At 62.3% G+C, this 21,104-nt stretch carries 16 protein-coding genes; 7 read left to right on the top strand and 9 right to left on the bottom strand.

What is annotated here, in order from left to right:
- Positions 1-131 precede the first annotated feature (131 nt).
- The 3 genes from OC537_RS02715 (at position 132) to OC537_RS02705 (ending at position 2,582) form a co-directional block, all read left to right on the top strand.
- Complete coding sequence (locus tag OC537_RS02715) at positions 132-1,478, top strand: MATE family efflux transporter (RefSeq protein ID WP_111911229.1); 1,347 nt, start codon at positions 132-134, stop codon at positions 1,476-1,478.
- Between the two features lie 11 nt (positions 1,479-1,489).
- Complete coding sequence (locus OC537_RS02710; RefSeq protein WP_262109129.1) at positions 1,490-2,080, top strand: hypothetical protein; 591 nt, start codon at positions 1,490-1,492, stop codon at positions 2,078-2,080.
- A gap of 286 nt (positions 2,081-2,366) precedes the next feature.
- Positions 2,367-2,582: a YdcH family protein gene (locus OC537_RS02705; RefSeq protein WP_005313020.1), complete on the top strand. Its 216-nt coding sequence runs from the start codon at positions 2,367-2,369 to the stop codon at positions 2,580-2,582.
- Between the two features lie 471 nt (positions 2,583-3,053).
- On the opposite strand, the gene OC537_RS02700 is transcribed toward OC537_RS02705, so the two are convergent.
- The 3 genes from OC537_RS02700 to OC537_RS02690 all read right to left on the bottom strand — a co-directional run bounded on the left by OC537_RS02700 (position 3,054) and on the right by OC537_RS02690 (position 9,611).
- Positions 3,054-4,118 carry a hypothetical protein gene (locus tag OC537_RS02700; protein ID WP_262109127.1) on the bottom strand — a complete coding sequence of 355 codons (1,065 nt, stop codon included), beginning with the start codon at positions 4,116-4,118 and terminating at the stop codon, positions 3,054-3,056.
- 274 nt (positions 4,119-4,392) lie between these two features.
- A complete protein-coding gene (gene nifJ / locus OC537_RS02695) occupies positions 4,393-7,968 on the bottom strand; it encodes a pyruvate:ferredoxin (flavodoxin) oxidoreductase (RefSeq protein WP_262109124.1) in 3,576 nt (1,191 codons plus the stop codon).
- Positions 7,965-9,611: an NAD(P)-binding protein gene (locus OC537_RS02690; RefSeq protein WP_262109122.1), complete on the bottom strand. Its 1,647-nt coding sequence runs from the start codon at positions 9,609-9,611 to the stop codon at positions 7,965-7,967. Before OC537_RS02690 ends, nifJ begins: the two co-directional genes overlap by 4 nt.
- A 341-nt stretch (positions 9,612-9,952) precedes the next feature.
- Between OC537_RS02690 and OC537_RS02685 the strand changes: the two genes are divergently transcribed.
- Positions 9,953-11,755, top strand: a complete 1,803-nt coding sequence (locus OC537_RS02685; protein ID WP_316044141.1) for an MOSC N-terminal beta barrel domain-containing protein — start codon at positions 9,953-9,955, stop codon at positions 11,753-11,755.
- A gap of 86 nt (positions 11,756-11,841) precedes the next feature.
- Here the strand turns inward: OC537_RS02685 and htpX are convergent, their stop codons facing one another.
- The 5 genes from htpX to bioB form a co-directional block, all read right to left on the bottom strand.
- Entirely contained in the window at positions 11,842-12,714 is an 873-nt protein-coding gene (htpX, locus tag OC537_RS02675; protein WP_106887413.1) for a protease HtpX, read from the bottom strand.
- A gap of 133 nt (positions 12,715-12,847) precedes the next feature.
- Entirely contained in the window at positions 12,848-13,528 is a 681-nt protein-coding gene (bioD, locus tag OC537_RS02670) for a dethiobiotin synthase (protein ID WP_262109118.1), read from the bottom strand.
- Positions 13,529-13,657: 129 nt separating this feature from the next.
- Positions 13,658-14,458: a malonyl-ACP O-methyltransferase BioC gene (bioC, locus tag OC537_RS02665; RefSeq protein ID WP_262109113.1), complete on the bottom strand. Its 801-nt coding sequence runs from the start codon at positions 14,456-14,458 to the stop codon at positions 13,658-13,660.
- On the bottom strand, positions 14,451-15,647 hold the full coding sequence (gene bioF / locus OC537_RS02660; RefSeq protein ID WP_262109111.1) for an 8-amino-7-oxononanoate synthase: 1,197 nt from the start codon (positions 15,645-15,647) through the stop codon (positions 14,451-14,453). Before bioF ends, bioC begins: the two co-directional genes overlap by 8 nt.
- Positions 15,644-16,732, bottom strand: a complete 1,089-nt coding sequence (gene bioB / locus OC537_RS02655) for a biotin synthase BioB (protein WP_262109109.1) — start codon at positions 16,730-16,732, stop codon at positions 15,644-15,646. The genes bioF and bioB overlap by 4 nt, the downstream gene beginning before the upstream one ends.
- 191 nt (positions 16,733-16,923) lie before the next feature.
- On the opposite strand from bioB, the gene bioA reads away from it, so the two are divergent.
- Together bioA and OC537_RS02645 are read left to right on the top strand one after the other, a co-directional pair.
- Positions 16,924-18,198, top strand: a complete 1,275-nt coding sequence (gene bioA, locus OC537_RS02650) for an adenosylmethionine--8-amino-7-oxononanoate transaminase (protein ID WP_262109107.1) — start codon at positions 16,924-16,926, stop codon at positions 18,196-18,198.
- Positions 18,199-18,333: 135 nt separating this feature from the next.
- The gene (locus OC537_RS02645) at positions 18,334-19,155 is read left to right on the top strand and encodes a HAMP domain-containing protein (RefSeq protein WP_025326317.1); all 822 of its coding nucleotides are present in this window, start codon (positions 18,334-18,336) and stop codon (positions 19,153-19,155) included.
- Here the strand turns inward: OC537_RS02645 and OC537_RS02640 are convergent.
- Positions 19,143-19,487 carry a hypothetical protein gene (locus OC537_RS02640; protein WP_262109103.1) on the bottom strand — a complete coding sequence of 115 codons (345 nt, stop codon included), beginning with the start codon at positions 19,485-19,487 and terminating at the stop codon, positions 19,143-19,145. The two genes, OC537_RS02645 and OC537_RS02640, sit on opposite strands and share 13 nt — an antisense overlap.
- Positions 19,488-19,686: 199 nt before the next feature.
- Here OC537_RS02640 and asnS point away from each other — a divergent pair, with 199 nt between their 5' ends.
- On the top strand, positions 19,687-21,087 hold the full coding sequence (gene asnS, locus OC537_RS02635) for an asparagine--tRNA ligase (RefSeq protein ID WP_234569157.1): 1,401 nt from the start codon (positions 19,687-19,689) through the stop codon (positions 21,085-21,087).
- Positions 21,088-21,104: the final 17 nt, after the last annotated feature.

Genomic DNA, 21,104 nt, shown 5'->3' with positions numbered 1-21,104 from the left:
CACCAGACTGCGAGAGGGTGCCGGGCCAGCACCCTCTTTGCTCAGGGCAGGATTGCACCCCGCACCCGCTTGGTGTTAAATGCCCGTCCAGATGGCGCTGACGAGGGCCATCCCCAGTATTTGGACATCCCATGCAGACTCAATCCCACGCGGGCCCGGGCACCCTCTTCGCCCTGACCTGGCCACTGTTCATCGATCTCGCCCTGCACTTCCTGACCGGGGCCCTCAACACCTTCATGGTGGGCCACGTCTCCTATCAGGGGGTGGCGGCACTGGCAGTCGGCAACCAGGTGTTCGATCTCGCCATCACCTTGTTCAGCTTCGTCAGCATAGGCACCAGCGTGGTGATCACCCAGTACCTGGGGGCGGGGGATAGAGAGAAGGCGCGGGTGGTCATCCACACCGCCATCGGCTTCAACCTGCTGGTGGGGCTGGTGGCCGCGGTCGGGGTCATGGCCGGTGCCAGCACCATGCTGGCGCTGATGAACCTGCCCGCCCACCTGATGGGGGATGCCACCCTTTATCTGCAGATCATCGGCCTCTGCCTGCTACCGGAGGCGGCGGCGCTCTGCCTGGCCGCCACCCTGCGCGCCCATGGCCACACCCGTCAGGCCATGTACGTGACCCTGATCGTCAACCTCATCACCTTCGTCGGCAACCTGCTGCTGCTCTATGGCTGGTTCGGCCTGCCTCAACTTGGGGTCGCCGGGGTCGCCATCAGCACAGTAGTGGGGCGCATCGTCGGCGTGGTGCTGCTGGTGTGGCTAGTGGCGCGCAAGACCGGCATACGGCTGCGGCTGCCGGAGATCCTTCGGCCAAGCAAGGTCATGCTGGACAAGGTGCTGCACATAGGCCTGCCGGCGGCCGGGGAGAACCTCTCCTGGATGCTGCAGTTCATGGTGGTAACGGCCTTCGTCGGCCTGCTCGGCGACAAGGCGCTGGCGACCCAGTCCTATTTCTTCCAGATCTGCCTGTTCATCCTGCTGTTCGGCCTCTCCATCGGCCTTGGCAACGAGATCATCATCGGCCACCTGGCGGGGGCCCGTCGCTTCGAGCAGGCCTATCGCCAGCTCATCAAGAGCCTCAAGCTCGGCCTCATCGTCACCAGCCTGATTGCCATAGCCGCGGCCCTGAACGGACGCGCCATCATCAGCCTGTTCACCGACGACCCCGACATCATCACCCAGGTGGCGCAGCTGTTCCTCATCAGCCTCATCCTCGAACCCGGCCGCACCTTCAACCTGGTGGTGATCAACGCCCTGCGTGCCACCGGGGATGCCCGTTTCCCGCTCTACATGGCGCTCGTCTCCATGTGGGGCATTGCCGTTCCCCTGGCCTATTTCCTTGGTATCATGCAGGGCTATGGCCTGGTAGGCATCTGGTTGGCGCTGGCCTGCGACGAGTGGGTACGCGGTCTGGCCATGTTCTGGCGCTGGCGCAGTCGTCGCTGGCAAAACAAAATTCTTGTCGAAACATAAGCGGAATCACAATGAAGAAAATCGGACTCTTGTTGGCGGCCATCCTGCTCAGCCCGCTCGCCATGGCACAAACCGCCCCGGCGGCCCCCAAGGCGCAAGCCCCCCAGACCTGGTACGTGGCCCCCATCGTCATCGACCAGACCAGCGAGGCGCAGAAGGCCCTGACCAAGGACTTCATGGCCCAGATGATCAAGACCATCAAGATCAACGAGTACCAGATCGGCAAGGCGGTGGGCAAGCACAAGGATCCCAAGTGGCTGATCCGCACCAAGCTGGTGCCCGCAAGCACCGAACCCCTGGTGGGCAAGAAACACCCCCAGGGCCTGACCTACGGCAAGGGCATCCCCACCCAGGAGATAGTCGGCGAGCTCATCATGAACGGCACCCTGGTGGCCCATGTGGGCCAGGGCTGGCGTGAGCCCATAGTGCCGGGCACCCCGGTGGCCGAGAAGATCACCATAGCCAACTACCAGTACGCCATCGGCAACGAGGCCAAGGCCCCGGACCTGGAAGAGCTGGCGGCCCAGATAGGCTTCGAGGTGGGCAAGGTGATAGCCCGCGGCGGTCAGCCCCTGCCCGAGAAGAAAAAGAAAAAAGAGTAAACACTGCACTGGTTTTCAGAAAGGGGCCTTGCGCCCCTTCTTGCTGCCCGCCTGGCGCGAGCCTGTCGTCATCAAAGCGTCACAACTGTGAACAAGCTCCCGATTCCCTCCTCTCTGCCCGCCTCATAAATCACTTATCTGCTTGTGATTCAATCAGTTAAAAATCATCCGCCAGATGCAGCAAATCCGTTGCCCCAAATTGGATCGGGATCACATTTATCTCCCGGGGGAAGGGGTAGTTTGAAGGTCAAGGCACAATCAAACGACACCAAGGAGGCTTCATTACATGTTCCCCGAGTACAGAGATCTCATCTCGAAACTGAAGAGCAGTGATGTCCATTTCCAAAAGAAGTTTGACTTGCACAACGACCTGGATGCGGAGATCAGGAAGCTGGAAAAACATCACGCCAGCGATTACAGCTCCGAGGTGAAGGATCTGAAAAAACAGAAACTTAAACTGAAAGAGGAGATATACGACATCCTCAAACAACATCCACACTGACGCCTCGACGAATACCCGGATAAGCAACTTATCCCCCAGCCCGGCCCAACGCCGGGCTTTTTGTTGCCCGCTCACGATGGTGCGGGGCAAACTATGTCAGGCCGCCACCGCCTGCTGGTCATCGTCGGTCTTGCTGGACAGTACGCAGATCACCAGATCTCTCGCAGGGGATGGGCTACTCATCGGGCATATCGGCAGAAATCGTCAGCGGATAGGCAGCGATCCCCTCTCCCTGTAGAGGGGCCGCCTTCTCGGCGCTGCTGACCGTCACCGCCATCGGCTTGCATGCTGCCAGCAGGACCCAAGCCAGCCCGCCCCCAGAATGCCTATCGTCCCGGCTATATGTTGTTCTGTCATCGTCCCCTTCTCCTGCTTGACGCTATTTGCCCCGAAGCTTGCCTGCCTTCGAAGGAACAGAAAGCCTTGGCATTCAGATAGACAAATGCCGCCAATGTGGTGGCATTTTGTTTTTTATTCATCGTTATCCCATCCTGCTTTTCCGTCACAATGGCTACATCCCGACCAATAACTATTTCCCATGTCTCCCGTATTGGGTTCATTGCACCATTGGCAATTCTCAACCTGCTCTTGCGTCAGGAAACAACTAGTGCAGATATACTCGTCTGATTCTGTTCTCACCACAGTATGGTAACCATCACAGTTACTACAATTACCTAAATCCCACGTTGAATCACCATCTTTAATCGCTACATATGCAGAACCCTCATCCATCAGTATTTCAGCCAAGTTATCTGGTTCAAAACTTTCACCACAACAACTACAATTACCAAATCCTTCATTTATAAAAATCACCTCACTGTAACAAGAAGGGCATAAAATCTTTAGAACATTCTCAGTCAGACTACATACCAAACAGCTTGCCTCATATATTTCATCCAGTTCCACCTGATGATTTTGAGCTTCAAAGCCACAAGATGGACAAACTGAATACAGTTCACCATTCTGTTTTCTTTTTTCTATATCAGGCTTAATTTGATCATAAACAATCTGTAGAAATGTATGTAACGAACGTAGTTTTTTGTCTACTTCTAATAGAGGTTCGCTCCATTTACAAAAAACATCATTCCAGCGGCTAGTTAATATGTTGTGGAGGTAATACCACGCTGTCAGCTGTTGTTTAACAATGCTTCTTATTTGTTCACTATTTTCCGCAGCAGAGTGGGCTTCATGGTAAAAATGTACAACTTTGTTTCTGTGCTTTGTTATTTCTTTAAATGATTTAAATTCTGGCTTCGTCAGTCCACTCCCCACAACCTTTTCAAGTCTATCAACTGCATCATCAAGTGATACTGATTGAAAGTTGCCAGATATAAATTTATTCCAGTTAGGCTCTTGTCTATGAGAGACAACCAAGGACCAATCTTCTTTCATTAATCTAGCTTTCAGGAACAATTCAACAGCCGCATGGAAATTAATAACTGAAAACTTAGGGTAATCGTTTAATTCCACGACAGCCTTATTTAGGAAGTCGAAAGCATTATCTACTAACCTTCCTAACATTTCATCATTTTTCATTTATCATCCTATCGCTAAATTTCACTTCAGGTTGCTCTAGAACTCTCATCATCACCAACATCGAAGAATAACCTACCACTATATGATGAGCAATGACATCCGGAACCATCAATAATTTTCTCATTTCACACCAATACTTTCTTCTTATATATCCTCAAAAAACAGGCCATATTTTTAACGGATGGGAAAATTATTTTTCTCTTTAAACAATCAGAGTTATTCTCATGAACAAGCGGGCCAATGGCCCGCTTCGTTATACCGATTTAGTCCCCTCTCACACCGGCGGATGGAACTGGCTGGCCTCGCGGGTGGCCATCTCCTCGTAGGTGGCCCACTTCTGCCACGCCACTTTTTGCGCCACCTGCATCAGTCGCTCAGCCTCCTCCGGATGGCTCTGGGCCAGCACCCGATAACGGGTCTCCTCCTGCCGATATTCAGCAAGGGGGATAGAGGGGCGCAGGCTGTCGAGGCTAAAGGGGTTCTGCCCCGCACTGCGCAAGACCGGGTTGTAGCGCATCAGCGGCCAGTGACCGGAGGCCACGGCCCGTTTTTGCTGGGTCAGGCCAAACTCCATATCGATGCCGTGGGCGATACAGTGGCTGTAGGCGATGATCAGCGATGGGCCCGGATAAGCCTCCGCCTCACGCAACGCTTGCAGCGCCTGCTGCGGGTTGGCACCAAAGGCGATGCGGGCCACGTAGACGTTGCCGTAGGAGATGGCCTGCAACGCCACATCCTTCTTGGCCAGCGTCTTGCCCCCCGCCGCGAACTTGGCAACGGCACCGAGCGGCGTCGATTTCGACATCTGGCCGCCGGTGTTGGAGTAGACCTCGGTATCCATCACCAGCACGTTCACATCGCGCCCGGAAGCGAGCACGTGATCGAGCCCCGCCGAGCCGATGTCATAGGCCCAGCCATCGCCGCCGATGATCCAGACCGAGCGGCGCACCAGCTGATCAATCAGCGACAGCAGCTCGCGGGCCTTACCGGATTTCACCTCTTCCAGCCGCTCGCGCACTTGCGCCACCCGGCCCCGCTGGGCGCGGATCTCCGACTCCAACCGCTGCGGGGCGTTGAACAGGGTATCGACCAATGCTTCCCCCAGCTCCCCCTTCATCGCCTGCAAGGCCGCCACCGCCTGACCGTGATGCTGATCGGCGGTGAGACGGAAGCCAAAGCCGAACTCGGCGTTGTCCTCGAACAATGAGTTGGACCAAGCCGGCCCCTTCCCTTCCGCGTTCTTGGCCCACGGCGTGGTCGGAAGGTTGCCGCCATAGATGGAGGAGCAACCGGTAGCGTTGGCCACCAGCATGCGATCGCCAAACAGCTGGGTCAGCAGCTTGAGATAAGGTGTCTCGCCACAACCGGCGCAAGCGCCGGAGAACTCGAACAGGGGTTCCAGGAACTGGGCACCGCGCACGGTGGAGAAATCCACCCGCTCGCGGGCAGGCCAGGGCAGGCTCTCGAACCAGCGCAGCGCCTGTTTCTGGCCAGCGAGGTGCGGCGCCTTGTCCATCATGGTGATGGCACGGTCGCCTTGATGGCTTGCATCAGCCCCGGCCCGCACCGGACAAGCCTGAACGCACTGGCCGCAGCCGGTGCAATCTTCCGGATAGAGTTGCAAGGTGTAGCGGCTGTCGGGGAAACCTTTGGCGGTGACGGGCACCGACTGGGCCGCCTCGGGGGCGGTGGCCAGCCAGTCCTGGTGATAGAACTTGGCTCGCAGCGCCGCGTGGGGGCAGACAAAGACGCAGTTGCCGCACTGGATGCAGATATCGGAATGCCAGATGGGGATCTCGCGGGCGATATCCCGCTTCTCGAAGCGACTGGTGGCTGTGGGGTAAGTGCCATCCACCGGCAACATGGAGACGGGGATGAGATCGCCTCGCCCCGCCAGCATCTCGCCGGTGACCCGCTGCACAAACTCGCTGCCGCCGGGGGCCAGTGGCAGCGGATAGTCGCTGATCGGCTCATCACCGGCCGGGATCGCCACCTTGCTTAAGTGAGCCAGGGTATCGTCCACCGCCGCGAAGTTGCGCGCCACCACCTCTGGCCCCTTGCGGGCATAGCTCTTCTCTATGCTCTCCTTGATCAGCGCAATGGCCTCGTCCCGCGGCAAGACCCCGGCCAGGGCGAAGAAGCAGGTCTGCATAATGGTGTTGATGCGATTGCCCATGCCGTTTTGCTCGGCCACCCGATCGCCGTCGATGCAGTAGAGCTGGATATTGAGGGCGCGGATACGGGCGCGCAGCCGCTCGGGCAGCTGGCCCCACACCTTGTCCGCCTCATAGGGGGCATTGAGCAGCAGGGTCGCCCCTTCCGCGGCATGTTCCAGCAGGTCTACCGATTCGACAAAGCCCCACTGGTGGCAGCCGATAAAACTCGCCTGCTCGATAAGCCAGGGCGCGTCTATGGGCTCGGGGCCAAAGCGCAGGTGGGAGACGGTGCGCGAGCCCGACTTCTTGGAGTCGTAGACGAAGTAGCCCTGGGCGTGGAACCCCTCCAGCTCGCCGATGATCTTGATGCTGTTCTTGTTGGCGCCGACGGTGCCGTCGGCACCCAGGCCAAAGAAGAGTGCCCGCACCCGGCTGGCGGGCTCCAGATCGCCGATGGGGTGCCAGGCCAGACTGAGGCCCGAGACATCATCGACAATCCCCACGGTAAAGCGCGGGCGCGGCGCATCGGATGCCAGCTCCTCGAACACAGCCGCGCACATGGCCGGGGTGAACTCCTTGGAAGAGAGACCATAGCGACCGCCGCTCAGCCAGGGTAGGCGCTTGAGAAGGCCACGCTGCAAACCGTCGATCAGGGCGCTCTGCACATCCAGCAGCAGGGGCTCGCCGCCGGCGCCCGGCTCCTTGGTGCGATCCAGCACGGCGATGCGGCGCACGCTCGCGGGCAGCGCATCGAGCAGCGCCTGTACCGGGAAGGGGCGATAAAGACGAATGACCAGGACCCCTGTCTTGCGATCCTGCCGATTGAGCCAGTCGACCGTGGTGCGGGCGGTGGCAGCTCCCGAGCCCATCAGCACGATAACGTCGGTGGCATCCGGGGCGCCGTGGTACTCCACCAGCCGGTAGTGGCGGCCGGTGAGGGATCCCAGCTTGTCCATGCACTGCTGCACCCGGGCCGGCACCGCCTCGTAGAAGGGGTTGACGCTCTCGCGGGACTGGAAATAGGTATCGGGGTTCTGGGCCGTGCCGCGCATCACCGGATGATCCGGGTTGAGGGCCCGGGCGCGGTGGGCCCGCACCCAGTCGTTGTCGATAAGGGCACGGATCTCGTCCCTATGCAGGGCGACTATCTTGTTCACCTCGTGGGAGGTGCGAAAACCGTCGAAGAAGTGGATAAAGGGCACCCGGCACTGCAGGGTGACGCTGTGGGCAACCAAGGCCAGGTCCTGCGCCTCCTGCACCGAGCCGGAGGCGAGCATGGCAAAGCCGGTGCTGCGCGCCGCCATCACGTCCTGATGGTCGCCAAAAATCGACAGCCCCTGGGCCGCCAAGGATCGGGCCGCCACATGGAACACAGCCGCGGTCAATTCACCGGCGATCTTGTACATGTTGGGCAGCATCAGCATCAGCCCCTGACTGGCTGTGAAGGTGGTGGCGAGCGCCCCCGCCTGCAGGGCGCCGTGCACAGTCCCGGCCGCCCCCCCTTCACTCTGCATCTCCACGACTGTGGGGATGTTGCCCCAAAGGTTGGTCTGTTTCTCGTCCGCCCAGGCATCGGCCAGCTCGGCCATGGTCGAGCTCGGGGTGATGGGGTAGATGGCACAGACTTCACTCAGCTGGTACGCCACCCGGGCCGCGGCTTCGTTGCCGTCGACCATGATCAGTTCATGTTTCATTGGGACTCCTCCGGTTGGCGCAGCGCTATGGCGTGGCAGGGGCACTGGTCGTGGCAGGCACCGCAGCCGGTGCAACGCGCCGCATCCACCCGATAGCCCTTGCCCGGCCCCAGCTTGGCGATGGCCTGCTCGGGGCAACTGCCGTAGCAGCCGTCGCACTCGAAGCAGTTGCCGCAGGAGTAGCAGCGCGCCGCCTCGTAACGGGCGGCCACCTCATCCAGCCCGCCGATGATCTCGCCAAAGTCGTCCCGCGCCCACGCCGGTTTGACCGGCTGACTGCTGGCGGGCGCATGAGTCTGGAACCAGAGTTGCAACTGCTCCGGCCCCACCAGAGGGTAGGAGAGCGGTTTGTGGTAGTGGCGACCGCGCAGCCAGGCATCCATATGGCGCGCCGCCTTCTTGCCGTGGCCGGTGGCTATGGTGACGGTGCGCTCAGAGGGCACCATGTCGCCGCCAGCAAAGAGACCCGGCACATCCGTCATCAGGTTGCCCGCCACCTGCACCACCCCCTCCTTGTTGACCCGCACGCCGGGAATGCTCTCCAGCACGCTCAAGTCCACCTCCTGACCGAGCGCCAGAATGAGGGAGTCTGCTTCGAGTGTTTCAAACTTGCCGGTGGGCACCGGCTTGCCCTCGGCATCTAGCGCCATCACCTCCACCTCGATGCTGGTGTTGTCGAGCTGGCGTATGCTGCGCAGCCAGTTGATCTTGATCCCCTCCTCCTCGGCCTCAAGGGCTTCGAAGGCGTGGGCCGGCATATGATCCCGGTCGCGGCGGTAGATGATCATCGCCTCCTCAACCCCGAGTCGGCGGGCGGTGCGGGCCGCGTCCATGGCGGTATTGCCGCCGCCGTAGATAGCCACCCGCCGTCCCAGTCTGGGGGGCGGCAAGCCCTGCTCTTCGGCCAGACTCGCCTGCTCGAGGAAGCTCACCGCATCGAGGATCTTGCCCGCCTCCCGGGCCGGAATATCGACCCGCTTGGCCAGATGGGCGCCTATGGCCATAAAGACGGCGTCAAAGCCCCCCTCATCGCGCTCGCGCAGCACATCCTCCACCTTGTGATTGAGGGTCAGCGTCACACCAGCGGCCAGGATGCGGGCCACCTCCCTGTCCAGCACATCGCGGGGCAGACGGTAAGCAGGGATGCCGAAACGCAGCATGCCGCCCGCCAGCGGCCCCGCCTCGCGGATCTCCACCCGATGGCCTAGCCGGTTGAGGTGCCAGGCGCAGGAGAGGCCGGAGGGCCCGGCGCCAATCACCAGCACCTTCTTGCCGCTGGCGGGCGCGGGGGTTGCAGGCAGCCAGCCCTTGGCCAGCGCCTCGTCGCCGAGGAAACGCTCGATGGCGTGGATGGAGACGGCATCATCCACCTGGGCGCGGTTGCAGGCGCTCTCGCAGGGGTGATAGCAGACCCGGCCATGAACGGCGGGCAGCGGATTTTCTTCGATAAGCGTCTGCCAGGCCGCCTCGAAGCGGCCCGCTTCGGCCAGGGCAAGCCAGGCCTGGATATTCTCACCGGCCGGACAGGCGTGATTGCAGGGGGGCAGGGCCGGCTGCCAGACGGGCAGCCGGGTGCGGACCGGGCCCGTCCCCGTTTTCTGGGAGAGATCCGGCTGTGGGGTCATATCCAGTTGTTTGCTCATACATTGCTTTCTTCTTTGTTGGGTAACAGGCCCCATCCGAATGCACTTGATACCGTGTAGCCGAGGCAGACGGTGGCCGGAGAGGGAAGAAGCGAAAGCGTCAGAAACTGGAAGCTGGCTCGATGATGGGCCGTTTTTTGTACGTACCTGGGGATCAGGATCAATAAATGTTGCACTTTATGAGGAGTTTCCCCCGGGATCCGACCCCGATCACATGGCGCCGCTGGCTGGCACCGCCTCTCTTGCCCCCCATGATGGGGGGCAAGAGAGGATTGCCGCACGGGGCAGGAATCGTTATCTTGCCCTCTTCACTGGAATCGCCACAGCACAAGGACCCTGACATGCCCAGCCTCGCCAGCATTCATCTCTACCCCATCAAATCGACGGCGGGCATGCCGCTGACCCGTGCCCTGGTGACCGAGGAGGGGCTGCTGGGAGATCGCCGCTACATGGTGGTCAAGCCGGACGGCAGCTTCATCACCGCCCGCACCCACCCCCAGTTGCAACTGGTGACGGCCACCCCGGTGGAGGGCGGCCTGCAACTGCGTTACCCGGGAATGGCGCAGCTCAGGTTGCAGGAGGCCGACTTCAGCCGCGCCCCCCAGGCCACCGGGGTCTGGGGTGACAGCTTCCATGCCCTGCACACCCAGTCCCAGGCCGATGAGTGGCTGAGCCGGGTGGCGGGTGAGCCGGTTCGCCTGCTCTGGCTCGGCGAAACCTCTGACCGCTTTCGGGAGAAAACCGGTACCCGGGTCAGCTTTGCCGACGGCTATCCCCTGCTGCTGATAAGCCAGAGTTCGCTCGATGATCTCAACCTGAGGTCCGATGCCCTGCACCAGATGAGCCAGTTTCGCACCAACCTGGTGGCGAGCGGCACCCGCCCCTTCGAGGAGGATGGCTGGAAGCGGATCCGCATCGGCGAGGTGGAGTTTCTGGTGGCCAAGCCCTGCAGCCGCTGCATCATGACCACTGTGGAAGCGGGCACGGATCGCTTCAACGCCCTGAAAGAGCCGCTCGCCACCCTCACCCGCTACCGCCGTGGCCAAGATGGCGAGGTCTATTTCGGCCAGAATCTGGTGGCCCTGAACGAGGGCTGGATTGAGGCGGGCAGCGAGATCGAGGTGCTGGAAAGCACCCGCCCCCACGTCTACCCCAATGCGGCGCCGAAGAAGCGGGAGCTGGTCTGCGTCGCCCGTGAGTCCCTGGCCCGGGATCTGGAGACCTTCTGGTTCGAGGCCGCCGACGGCGAGCCCCTGCCCGACTATCTGCCGGGCCAGCACCTGCCCATCAGCCTCGACATCAAGGGGGAGAGGCAACAGCGCCGCTATACCCTGAGCTCCACCCCGGAGAGGCCCGAGCGTTACAGCATCAGCGTCAAGAAGCTGGCCGATGGCCGTATCTCCCCCTGGCTGCACCATGAGCTGCGGGTGGGCGACCACCTGCTGGCCGCCCCCCCGGCCGGGGAGTTTCACCTCGGCACCGAGCGCAAGCTGCTGCTGCTCTCGGCGGGCTCAGGCGTCACCCCCATGCTCTCCATCGCCCGCACCCTGCATCTCAGACACGAACTCGACGACGTGCACTTTATGCACCTGTGCCGCAGCGAGGCCGACATTCCGGCCGCCGCCGAGCTGCACGCCATGAGTCAGGCAGGCATGCAGCTGACCCTGATCCTGAGCCAGCCCGATGCGCACTGGCAGGGCATGAGCGGTCGCCTTGGCAAGGGGCACCTAGAGCAGGTCAGGGATCTGCTGGCGCGGGAGATCTTCCTGTGCGGCCCCCACGGCTTTATGAGCGAGGCGGTCAGGCTGCTGCAGGAGCAAGGGGTCGCTGCCGAGCGCATCCGGCAGGAGAGCTTTGGCGGGGCCATCCTCTCGGTGGCCCGCCCCCACAAGGCGGTGCAGCTGCGCATCGGCGAGCAGACCTTCGCTGGCAACAACCAGGGCACCATACTGGATCAGGCCCACAAGCAGGGGGTGGAGCTGCCCTGGAGCTGCCGCGCCGGCATCTGCGGCAGTTGCAAGCAGACCCTGCTCGAAGGGGAGGTAGATCACCCGGACGCCCCGGCCATCACGGCCGCCGAGCGGGCCGCTGGCAAGATCCTCACCTGCTGCGCCGTGCCGCTGACCGATCTGGTGATCAAATAGGATGATGGCGCCGCCAGGGGGCGGTGCCATCACCACAAAGCAAAACGGCTGCCCTGAGGCAGCCGTTTTCTTATGGCGTCTGGCAATCAGCCACGCAGGGCGGCGATGCGCTGCTCTATGGGCGGGTGGCTCATGAACAGCTCGCTCATGGAGCGCTTGCCGTTGATGCCGAAGGCCATCATGGCCCCTTCCATCTGCGGCTCGGCACCACGGGAGAGGCGCTGCAGCGCGGCTATCATCTTGTCGCGACCGGCCAGCTTGGCGGCACCGGCGTCGGCGCGGAACTCACGCTGACGGCTGAACCACATGACGATCATGGAGGCCAGCACGCCAAACAGCATCTCCAGCACGAAGACGGTGATCATGTAGGCAAAGCCGCCGGAGCTGCTGCTCTCTTCGCTGTTGTTGGAGCTGAAGAAGTTGCTGATGACGCCGGCCACTATGCGGGCGAAGAACATCACGAAGGTGTTCACCACACCCTGGATCAGGGTCAGGGTCACCATGTCGCCGTTGGCCACGTGGCTCACCTCGTGGGCCAGCACGGCTTCCGCCTCGTCACGGCTCATGCTGTAGAGCAGGCCGGAGGAGACGGCGACGAGGGAGTCGTCACGACGGGCACCGGTGGCGAACGCATTCATCTCGGGGGAGTCGTAGATCCCCACTTCCGGCATCTTGATGCCAGCCTCACGGGCCTGACGGGCAACAGTGCTCACCAGCCAGTGTTCTGTCTCGTTGCGGGGTTGCTCGATGACCTGGACGCCATAGCTGCGCTTGGCCATCCACTTGGACATCAGCAAGGAGATAAAGGAACCCCCAAAACCGAACACGGCACAGAACACCAACAGACCGGAAATGCTGGACTTGTTGATCCCCAGAACCGAGAACAGGATATTGAGTACCACCCCCAGCACCAGCATGACGGCCAGGTTGGTCACCAGGAATAGCATAATTCGCTTCATATTGACTCCTTGTGAGATATAGAGGCATGGTTCGGGCCAATTCACGATCGACCTGATACCACACCTGCTCCCGATCATAGACAGACTCGATGAATGTTTGCTGAATGTCGGGCCCAGCTAAGCTGCCGAGGGGTCAGCCCAGGGGCGAGATGTCGAGACACCCGCGCAGATCCGCCTCGAGCGGCTGGTCTACGAAGGGGATCTCTCCCAGAAATGGGGCCGGCAACAAGGCTTTCAAGGTGGCCAGGTTCTCCGGGTAGCGACTCATGTGCGGATCCACCCGATTGACCACCCAGCCAGCCAGGGTCAGCCCCTGATGGCGGATGGCGGCGCAGGTGAGCAGGGCATGATTGAGGCAACCCAGCTTGGCCCCCACTACCAGGATCACCGGCAGGCGCTCCAGGGCGACCCAGTCCGACAGCAGATGCTGGTGATCCAGCGGCAAAAACCAGCCTCCCGCCCCCTCGACTATCACCAGTTCGGCCCCGGCCCGCTCAATCTCCCGCAATCCAGCCGACAGACCCGCCAGAGGAATGCTCGCCCCCACCTCCTGCGCGGCTATGTGAGGGGCTATGGGGGGCTCGAAGGCATAGGGGTTGACCGAGTCGATGGGCAGCGGGAGGCTGGCGGCCGCTTGCAACTGCTGGGCATCGAGGTTGCGAAGCCCCTCGGGGGTGCGGGCACAGCCGGCGGAAATCGGCTTGTAGCCGGCACAGGCTATGCCTTGGGCGGCGAAGGCTTGCAGCAGGGTGCGGGCGACCAGGGTCTTGCCCACGTCGGTGTCGGTGCCCGTGATGAAATAGGATCTGACCATGATGATTCCTCAGCGCAGTTCAAGGTGGCGCTCTGGCACCACCTGGGTATCAGTGATGGGCTTGTGCCGGGCGGCGAACCTGATGGTGGCCGCCCGGCACAAGGCAAAAATGAGTGATCCCGCGGCCGATCAGCGGCGAACCAGGCGTCCGAGGCAGACCTCATAGCTGGCGGCCAGCAGGCCGTCGGGCTGGCGGTGGCGTTCATAGGCTTCCCCGAGACGCCTCAGGCGCTGGCGGTTGCCAAGCCCCGCGGCCCTGTCGTCATTGACCTGGCTGGCCCCTATGCCCTTGAGATCCCGCAGCAAGTCATTGAGCTCCAGATAGGCGAGGGACCAGGTGACAGAGGTCAACTCAGGCGCCTGAAAACCCGCAGCGCCAATGGCCTGCTGCAACTGGGGCAGGGCGAGGAAGCGATTGACGTGGGCGTGCCCGTCGACGACGCCCCAGGCCTCGCGCAACTGCCAGAGGGAATCCACAAGCAGGGTCGAGAACAGCAGCTGGCCGCCGGGCTTGAGCACCCGGTGGATCTCGGCAAACGCCTGGGCCGGGCGCTCGCACCACTGCAGGGCCAGACTGGAGAAGACCCAGTCCAAGCTCTGATCCGCGAAGGGCAGCGCCTCCGCATCACCGCACACCAGCCGGGCGCCGCTGCCACGCAGGGCGGCCTGCGCCAGCATGCCGGGAGCGAGATCCAGCCCGTGCAACTGCTGACAACGGCCCGCCAGCGCGGGCAGGAAGAAGCCGGTGCCGCAGCCAAGATCCAGCCCGCAAACCGTCAGTTCAGAACCGACCGGCCCGTCCGGCATCAGGTCAAGCAGTGCCTGCCCCACCTCCTGCTGGAAACGGGCATGGGCGTCGTAATGACGGGCGGCCGCCCCGAAGCGGCGGGCGAGCTGGGCCTTGTCGACCTGCTGGAAGCGCTCATGCATGGCAAGCCCCCTCGGCACCAACACCTGGCGGGCAAGGGCCCAAGGCGTCGAGCAGGCTGTCCACATCCTGCTCGCGGTGCGCGGCACTCAGGGTGATGCGAAGGCGCGCCGTGCCGACCGGCACAGTGGGCGGGCGAATGGCGCTCACCCAGACGCCGCTATCCCGCAGCCGCTGGGCCAGTTGCAGGGCAGCCGCGCTCTCCCCCACCAGCAGGGGCTGGATCGGGGTCTCGCTTGCGCCGAGCCGCCAGCCCAGCGCCTCGGCCCCCTGCCGGAAGCGGGCGATCAACTGGCCAAGATGAGCGCGGGCATCATCAGCAGCGCGTACCAATTCGATACTCTTGCTGACCGCACAGGCCTGGGCGGCCGGCGTATGGGTGCTATAGACATAGTGGCGGGCAAAGTTGACCAGGTACTCCACCAGCTCGCGGCTGCCGCCAACAAACGCACCAGCCACCCCAAGCGCCTTGCCAAAGGTGCCCATCTGGATGTGCACGCTGCCAGGGTCAACCCCCTGCGCCGCCAGGGTGCCGCGCCCTTGTGGCCCCAGCACGCCGAGGCCGTGGGCATCATCGATCATCAACCAGTTGCCGCTCCGGGCGGCGAGTGTTGCGAGCTCGCGCCAGGGGCCCTGATCCCCGTCCATGCTGAAGACCCCTTCCGAGACGATCAAGCCCCGGTTTGGCTCGAGTTGACGCTCAAGCGCGGCCATGTCGTTGTGACCGAAGCGCTTCATCCTGCAGGGGAGCTGGCTGCCCATCTCCTGCAGGGAGGCGTGGTTGAGCCTGTCCTGCCACAACAGGTGCTCCTTGCCGAGCAGGGCCTTGAGCACCGCCTGATTGGCCGAGAAACCGCAGTTGAACAGCAGCACAGCCTCCACCCCGATCCAGTCGGCAAGCGTCTCTTCCAGCTGCTGGTGGGCACGGCTGTAACCTGTCACCAGGGGCGAGGCGCCAGCGCCCGCACCATAGCGGTCGATCCCCGCTTTGAAGGCGGTCTTGATGGCGGAGTGATCGGCGAGCCCCAGGTAATCGTTGGCGGAGAAATTGAGGTAGTCGCGCCCATCGACCACCAGCCTGGCGCCAGTGGGGCCATCGGTGGCGATGCGGCGGCGCAGCAGGGCCGCCTGCTCGCGCCCGGCCAGCGCCTCCCCCAGCGCAAAGGGGCCGGTGACAACAGGGGAAGTCATGGACGGACGGCACCTGCGCGGGGACGGGTGGCATCGTAGAAGATCTCGGTCGGCTCGCTCTGGCGGCTCACCTCGGCCAGCAGCTCCTCTTCTTGTACCTGATCCGGCTTCTGGGCCCGCTGGGCGGGACGGATGCCGAGCCGCTTGAACAGCTGCATGTCGCTGTTCTCGTCGGGGTTGGGGGTGGTCAAGAGCTTGCAGCCATAGAAGATGGAGTTGGCCCCGGCCATAAAGCACATGGCCTGCATCTGCTCGTTCATCTTCTCCCGCCCTGCCGAGAGGCGCACGTGGGAGGCGGGCATCATGATGCGCGCCACGGCTATGGTGCGGATAAATTCGAACGGATCCAGGTTCTCCTCGTTCTCCAGCGGGGTGCCCTTCACCTTGACCAGCATGTTGATGGGCACGCTCTCCGGGTGACGCGGCAAATTAGCCAGCGCCATCAAGAGGCCCGCCCTATCTTTGGCCTGCTCCCCCATGCCGACGATGCCGCCGGAGCACACCTTCATGCCGGCGCCGCGCACGTGCTCCAGGGTATCCAGCCTGTCCTGATAGGTGCGGGTGGTGATGATGTCACCGTAGAACTCCGGCGAGGTATCGAGATTGTGGTTGTAGTAGTCAAGGCCGGCGGCGCCGAGGCGAGCAGCCTGATCCGCAGTCAGCATCCCCAGGGTCATGCAGGTCTCCATCCCCAGCCCACGCACCTCCTCGACCATGCGCAGTATGTAGGGCATGTCCCTCTCCTTGGGGTTGCGCCAGGCGGCCCCCATGCAGAAGCGCGACGAGCCATTGGCCTTGGCCTCACGGGCCCGCTCCAGCACTTTTTCCACCTCCATCAGCCGCTCGGTTTCGAGCCCGGTGTGGTAGCGAGCGCTCTGGGGGCAATATTTGCAATCCTCCGGGCAGGCGCCGGTCTTGATGGAGAGCAAGGTGCTCACCTGCACCTCGTTCGGGTCGAAATGGGCGCGGTGTACCGTCTGGGCCTGGAACAGCAGATCGTTGAATGGCAGGGCAAACAGGGCCTGAACCTCGGCGAGGGTCCAGTCGTGACGAAGGGCGTGACCGCCCAGGGTGAGAGCATTCATACATGGCTTCCAGTTGTTATAAGTGGGATCCTGCGCCGCCATCCTGGGATGAAGGACCGCAAAAGCCGCCACAGGCCGACCTCCTCGTTGTGAGGCCTGGCGCCAAGTGGCTGAAATTGTTGGCTAGTGTAGAGAGCGCGCGTAGACTGTCAACACCGACCAGATCAAACCAATTGACAACAGAACACAAAATGACCAATCAAGAATTCGACCTGCACCACGTCTGGCACCCCTATACCTCCCTCACCCATCCCCTGCCCTGCTATGAAGTGGCCAGCGCCAAGGGGGTGACCCTCACCCTCAGCGACGGCCGTGAACTGGTGGATGGCATGAGCTCCTGGTGGGCCTGCGTCCACGGCTATCAGGTGCCGGAACTGGACGCTGCCGCCACTGCCCAGCTCGGCAAGATGTCCCACGTGATGTTTGGCGGCCTGACCCATGCTCCTGCGGTGGAGCTGTGCCGCAAGCTGGTGGAGATCACCCCGGCTGGGCTGGATCGGGTGTTTCTGGCGGATTCGGGGTCGGTGGCGGTGGAGGTGGCACTCAAGATGGCCCAGCAGTACTGGCACGCCAAGGGGACGCCAAGGGCCAAATTTGTCTCCCTGCGGGGCGGCTATCACGGCGACACCTTCGGCGCCATGAGCGTCTGTGACCCGGATGGCGGCATGCACGAGCTCTACAAGGGCTTCCTGCCGGAGCACCATTTCTTGGCCGCCCCGAGCTGCCGCTTCCACGCCCAGTGGGACGAGAGCTGCGTGGTGGAGCTGGCGGAGCTGGTTGCCGATCGCCACGAAGAGATAGCCGCCATAGTGCTGGAGCCCATAGTCCAGGGAGCGGGCGGCATGCGCTTCTATCACCCCCGCTACCTGCAGTGGGTGCGCGCCCTGTGCGACGAGTTCGGCCTGCTCTTGATTGCCGACGAAATCGCCACCGGTTTTGGCCGCACCGGCCAGCTGTTTGCCTGTGACTGGGCCGGCATCAGCCCCGACATCATGTGCCTTGGCAAGGCGCTCACCGGCGGCTACCTGACGCTGTCGGCCACCCTCACCACGGAGCAGGTCGCCCGCACCATCTGTGACGGCAAGGCCGGCGTCTTTATGCACGGCCCCACCTTTATGGGCAATCCGCTGGCTTGCGCGGTGGCCAACGCCTCCATCGATCTGCTGCTGGCCTCACCGTGGCAGGAAAGGGTAACCGCCATAGAGCATCAGCTGCGCACCGAGCTGGTGCAGCTGACCCTCAACCCGGCGGTGGCGGACGTGCGGGTACTCGGCGCCATCGGCGTGGTGGAGATGAAGGAGCGGGTGGACGTGGCGCGTATCCAGCGCAAGTTCGTGTCGCTTGGGGCCTGGATCCGCCCGTTCGGCAAGCTCATCTACCTGATGCCCCCCTTCGTCATCAGCCCCGAGGAGCTGCGGGTATTGACCCGCGCCATCCATGAGGCCATCGCCAGCGGCGAATTCTGAGTCTGGATGAATAGGCCCTGCATGAGAATGCAGGGCCTTTTGGCTCTTTTTCATCAGAATGTGAGCGAGACACCAGAACCCGGCTGGCGAGGGGAGTAGACTGCGCGGGTTTTACCCAACAGATGTACCTTTCCCATGCGCCTCTCCATCACTGCCAAGATCAATTTCTTCCTGCTCTTCATCTTCTCCATGGTATTGGTGTTTTCCGCGGCCTATCAGGCGGTGCGCGAGCGCGACCTCATCCTGACCCTCATCAAGGAGCAGAGCCGCGAGCAGACCGAGGCCTATTTCGACGGCCTCAACATGCTGATGCTGACCGGCAAGATGGAGGCCCGCGACACCCTGCGCGCCAAGTTCCTCGATCACGCCCACGTGGAAGATGCCCGCATAGTGCGCGGAGCGGCGATCAACAAGCAGTACGGGGCGGGTCGCGAGACCGAGGCCCCCAAGGACAGATTCGATGCCCTGGCCCTGGCGGGCAAGGGGAGCCTGGAGGTGGTGCACGACGGCACCCACAGCAAGCTGGTGGTGACCCGCCCCCTGCTGGCCAAGACGGATTTTCGCGGCACCGACTGCACCAGCTGTCACCAGGTGCCGGAGAATACCGTGCTGGGGGCTGTGCGCTTTGACTACTCCCTCGATACCCTCTTTACCCGGGTCGAGCAGAACATTCTCACTTCGGCACTTATTCTCACCGGTATCTTCGGGCTGGGGCTGTTGTTGACCCTCTGGGTCATCCGCACCTGGATAGTCCGCCCCCTCAACCAGCTGACCCGCTCCATGGAAGAGGCCACCGACCTGCACGACTTCGGCCACCGGCTGGAGGGGGATGAAGGGGACGAGATAGGCCGGGTGGCACTCGCCTACAACCAGATGCTCGACAGCGTGGAGCGCCAGCTCGGCAAGCGCCCCGCCCCCTCGTCACAGGACGACAAGCCGGCGGATCACGCCAGATAGTAAAACAGCAGGCTGGCAATCAGGATCAGCAACAGGATGAACAAATTGACATGCAGCGCATCCTCTTGCCGTCGGCTGCGCCTGCGCTCCAGCGCCAAGACCCCCAAGGTCAGCAGGCAGCAACCCCAGAGCCCGTGTACCAGCCAGGGGGTCAGGGCAGGCTCCCAATAGTCGCGCACCTTGACTCCGCCATAGACCAGAAAGCCGTAGGCAATATCGGGACGAGCATGGTGGTAAAGGGAGAGCAGGACGATGAAGCCGCCCCAGCAGAGGATCACCAGCCCCTGGAGTACCCGTATCCAGCCATCCGGCCCCCGCCTGCGTTCCTTCACTCTCACCCCCTGCCCAACCGACCGGATCCATGCAAGATTCATGGGGAAAACCCCGCAAGGGTCCGACATTTTTGCTTGTTTATCAAACCCGCGCGGGTAAGATTAACGGCTTAGTCTGCCATGGTGGGCCACTCACGCCCGGGCCAGACCCCTAGTGTTGCAAATAGCGCTGCAAGAACAAGCTGGAGACAATATTTCGATGACGCACGCATCCGTAGTAGATGTGCTGACCGGTAAGTATGCGGTTGGCACCACCCAGACAGTGAAAGGGTGGATCCGGACCCGCCGCGATTCCAAGGCGGGGATCTCATTTTTGGCCATATCCGATGGCTCCTGTTTCCATCCGGTACAGGCCGTCGTTCCCAATACCCTGGCCAATTACGAGAATGAAGTGCTGCGTCTGACCACCGCCTGCTCAGTGGAAGTGACCGGTGTGGTCGTGGCTTCCCAGGGCAGCGGCCAGGCCTTCGAGCTGCAAGCCTCCGACGTCAAGGTAGTAGGCTGGGTCGAAGACCCGGACACCTACCCCATGTCTGCCAAGCGCCACAGTATCGAATACCTGCGCGAGCAGGGTCACCTGCGTGCCCGTACCAACGTGGTCGGCGCCGTGACCCGGGTGCGCAACTGCCTGGCCCAGGCCATTCACCGCTTCTTCCATGAAGAAGGCTATCTGTGGATTGCCGCCCCCCTCATCACCGCCTCCGACACCGAAGGCGCCGGCGAGATGTTCCGCGTCTCCACCCTGGACATGGAAAACCTGCCGCGCACTCCCGAAGGCAAGGTGGATTACGACAAGGACTTCTTCGGCAAGGAGACCTTCCTGACCGTCTCCGGTCAGCTCAACGTCGAGACCTATGCCTGCGCCCTGTCCAAGGTCTACACCTTCGGCCCGACCTTCCGCGCCGAAAACTCCAACACCAGCCGCCATTTGGCCGAGTTCTGGATGGTGGAGCCGGAAATCGCCTTCGCGGACCTGGAAGATAACGCCGCCCTGGCCGAAGCCATGCTCAAATACGTCTTCAATGCCGTGCTGCGTGAGCGCCGTGACGATCTGGAGTTCTTCACCCAGCACATCGACAAGGATGCCATCGACCGCCTGGAGCGTTTCGTCGCCTCCGACTTCGCCCAGATTGACTACACCGACGCCATCGAAGTGCTGCAAAACTGCGGCAAGAGCTTCGAGTTCCCTGTCTCCTGGGGAATCGATCTCTCCTCCGAGCACGAGCGCTACCTGGCCGAGGAGCACTTCAAGTCTCCTGTGGTGGTGAAGAACTACCCGAAAGACATCAAGGCCTTCTACATGCGCCTCAACGACGACGGCAAAACCGTCGCCGCCATGGACGTGCTGGCCCCGGGGATCGGCGAGATCATCGGTGGCTCCCAGCGTGAGGAGCGCCTCGAGGTGCTGGATGCCCGTCTGGCCGAAATGGGCCTGAACAAGGAAGATTACTGGTGGTATCGCGACCTGCGTCGCTACGGCACAGTACCGCACTCAGGTTTCGGCCTGGGCTTCGAGCGTCTGGTGGTCTATGTGACCGGCATGGGGAACGTGCGCGACGTCATCCCCTTCCCGCGTACCCCTCGCACCGCCGAGTTCTAAGACGCGCCGAGCCAGAC

It is taken from the genome of Aeromonas sp. Marseille-Q5825 (assembly GCF_946892685.1).
Taxonomy (GTDB): domain Bacteria; phylum Pseudomonadota; class Gammaproteobacteria; order Enterobacterales; family Aeromonadaceae; genus Aeromonas; species Aeromonas rivipollensis.
The sequence above is the reverse complement of the archived record's forward strand: the minus strand, read 5'-3'. Positions and strand labels throughout refer to the sequence as shown.

What these genes read in the sequence shown, in the direction of transcription:
- OC537_RS02645 (WP_025326317.1), top strand. Translation starts at nt 18,334, where the DNA reads ATGCGCCTCTCCATCACTGCCAAGATCAATTTCTTCCTGCTCTTCATC.
- OC537_RS02705 (WP_005313020.1), top strand. Translation starts at nt 2,367, where the DNA reads ATGTTCCCCGAGTACAGAGATCTCATCTCGAAACTGAAGAGCAGTGAT.
- OC537_RS02690 (WP_262109122.1), bottom strand. Translation starts at nt 9,611, where the DNA reads ATGAGCAAACAACTGGATATGACCCCACAGCCGGATCTCTCCCAGAAA.
- bioB (WP_262109109.1), bottom strand. Translation starts at nt 16,732, where the DNA reads ATGAATGCTCTCACCCTGGGCGGTCACGCCCTTCGTCACGACTGGACC.
- htpX (WP_106887413.1), bottom strand. Translation starts at nt 12,714, where the DNA reads ATGAAGCGAATTATGCTATTCCTGGTGACCAACCTGGCCGTCATGCTG.
- OC537_RS02700 (WP_262109127.1), bottom strand. Translation starts at nt 4,118, where the DNA reads ATGAAAAATGATGAAATGTTAGGAAGGTTAGTAGATAATGCTTTCGAC.
- bioA (WP_262109107.1), top strand. Translation starts at nt 16,924, where the DNA reads ATGACCAATCAAGAATTCGACCTGCACCACGTCTGGCACCCCTATACC.
- bioF (WP_262109111.1), bottom strand. Translation starts at nt 15,647, where the DNA reads ATGACTTCCCCTGTTGTCACCGGCCCCTTTGCGCTGGGGGAGGCGCTG.
- asnS (WP_234569157.1), top strand. Translation starts at nt 19,687, where the DNA reads ATGACGCACGCATCCGTAGTAGATGTGCTGACCGGTAAGTATGCGGTT.
- OC537_RS02685 (WP_316044141.1), top strand. Translation starts at nt 9,953, where the DNA reads ATGCCCAGCCTCGCCAGCATTCATCTCTACCCCATCAAATCGACGGCG.
- bioD (WP_262109118.1), bottom strand. Translation starts at nt 13,528, where the DNA reads ATGGTCAGATCCTATTTCATCACGGGCACCGACACCGACGTGGGCAAG.
- bioC (WP_262109113.1), bottom strand. Translation starts at nt 14,458, where the DNA reads ATGCATGAGCGCTTCCAGCAGGTCGACAAGGCCCAGCTCGCCCGCCGC.
- OC537_RS02715 (WP_111911229.1), top strand. Translation starts at nt 132, where the DNA reads ATGCAGACTCAATCCCACGCGGGCCCGGGCACCCTCTTCGCCCTGACC.
- nifJ (WP_262109124.1), bottom strand. Translation starts at nt 7,968, where the DNA reads ATGAAACATGAACTGATCATGGTCGACGGCAACGAAGCCGCGGCCCGG.
- OC537_RS02710 (WP_262109129.1), top strand. Translation starts at nt 1,490, where the DNA reads ATGAAGAAAATCGGACTCTTGTTGGCGGCCATCCTGCTCAGCCCGCTC.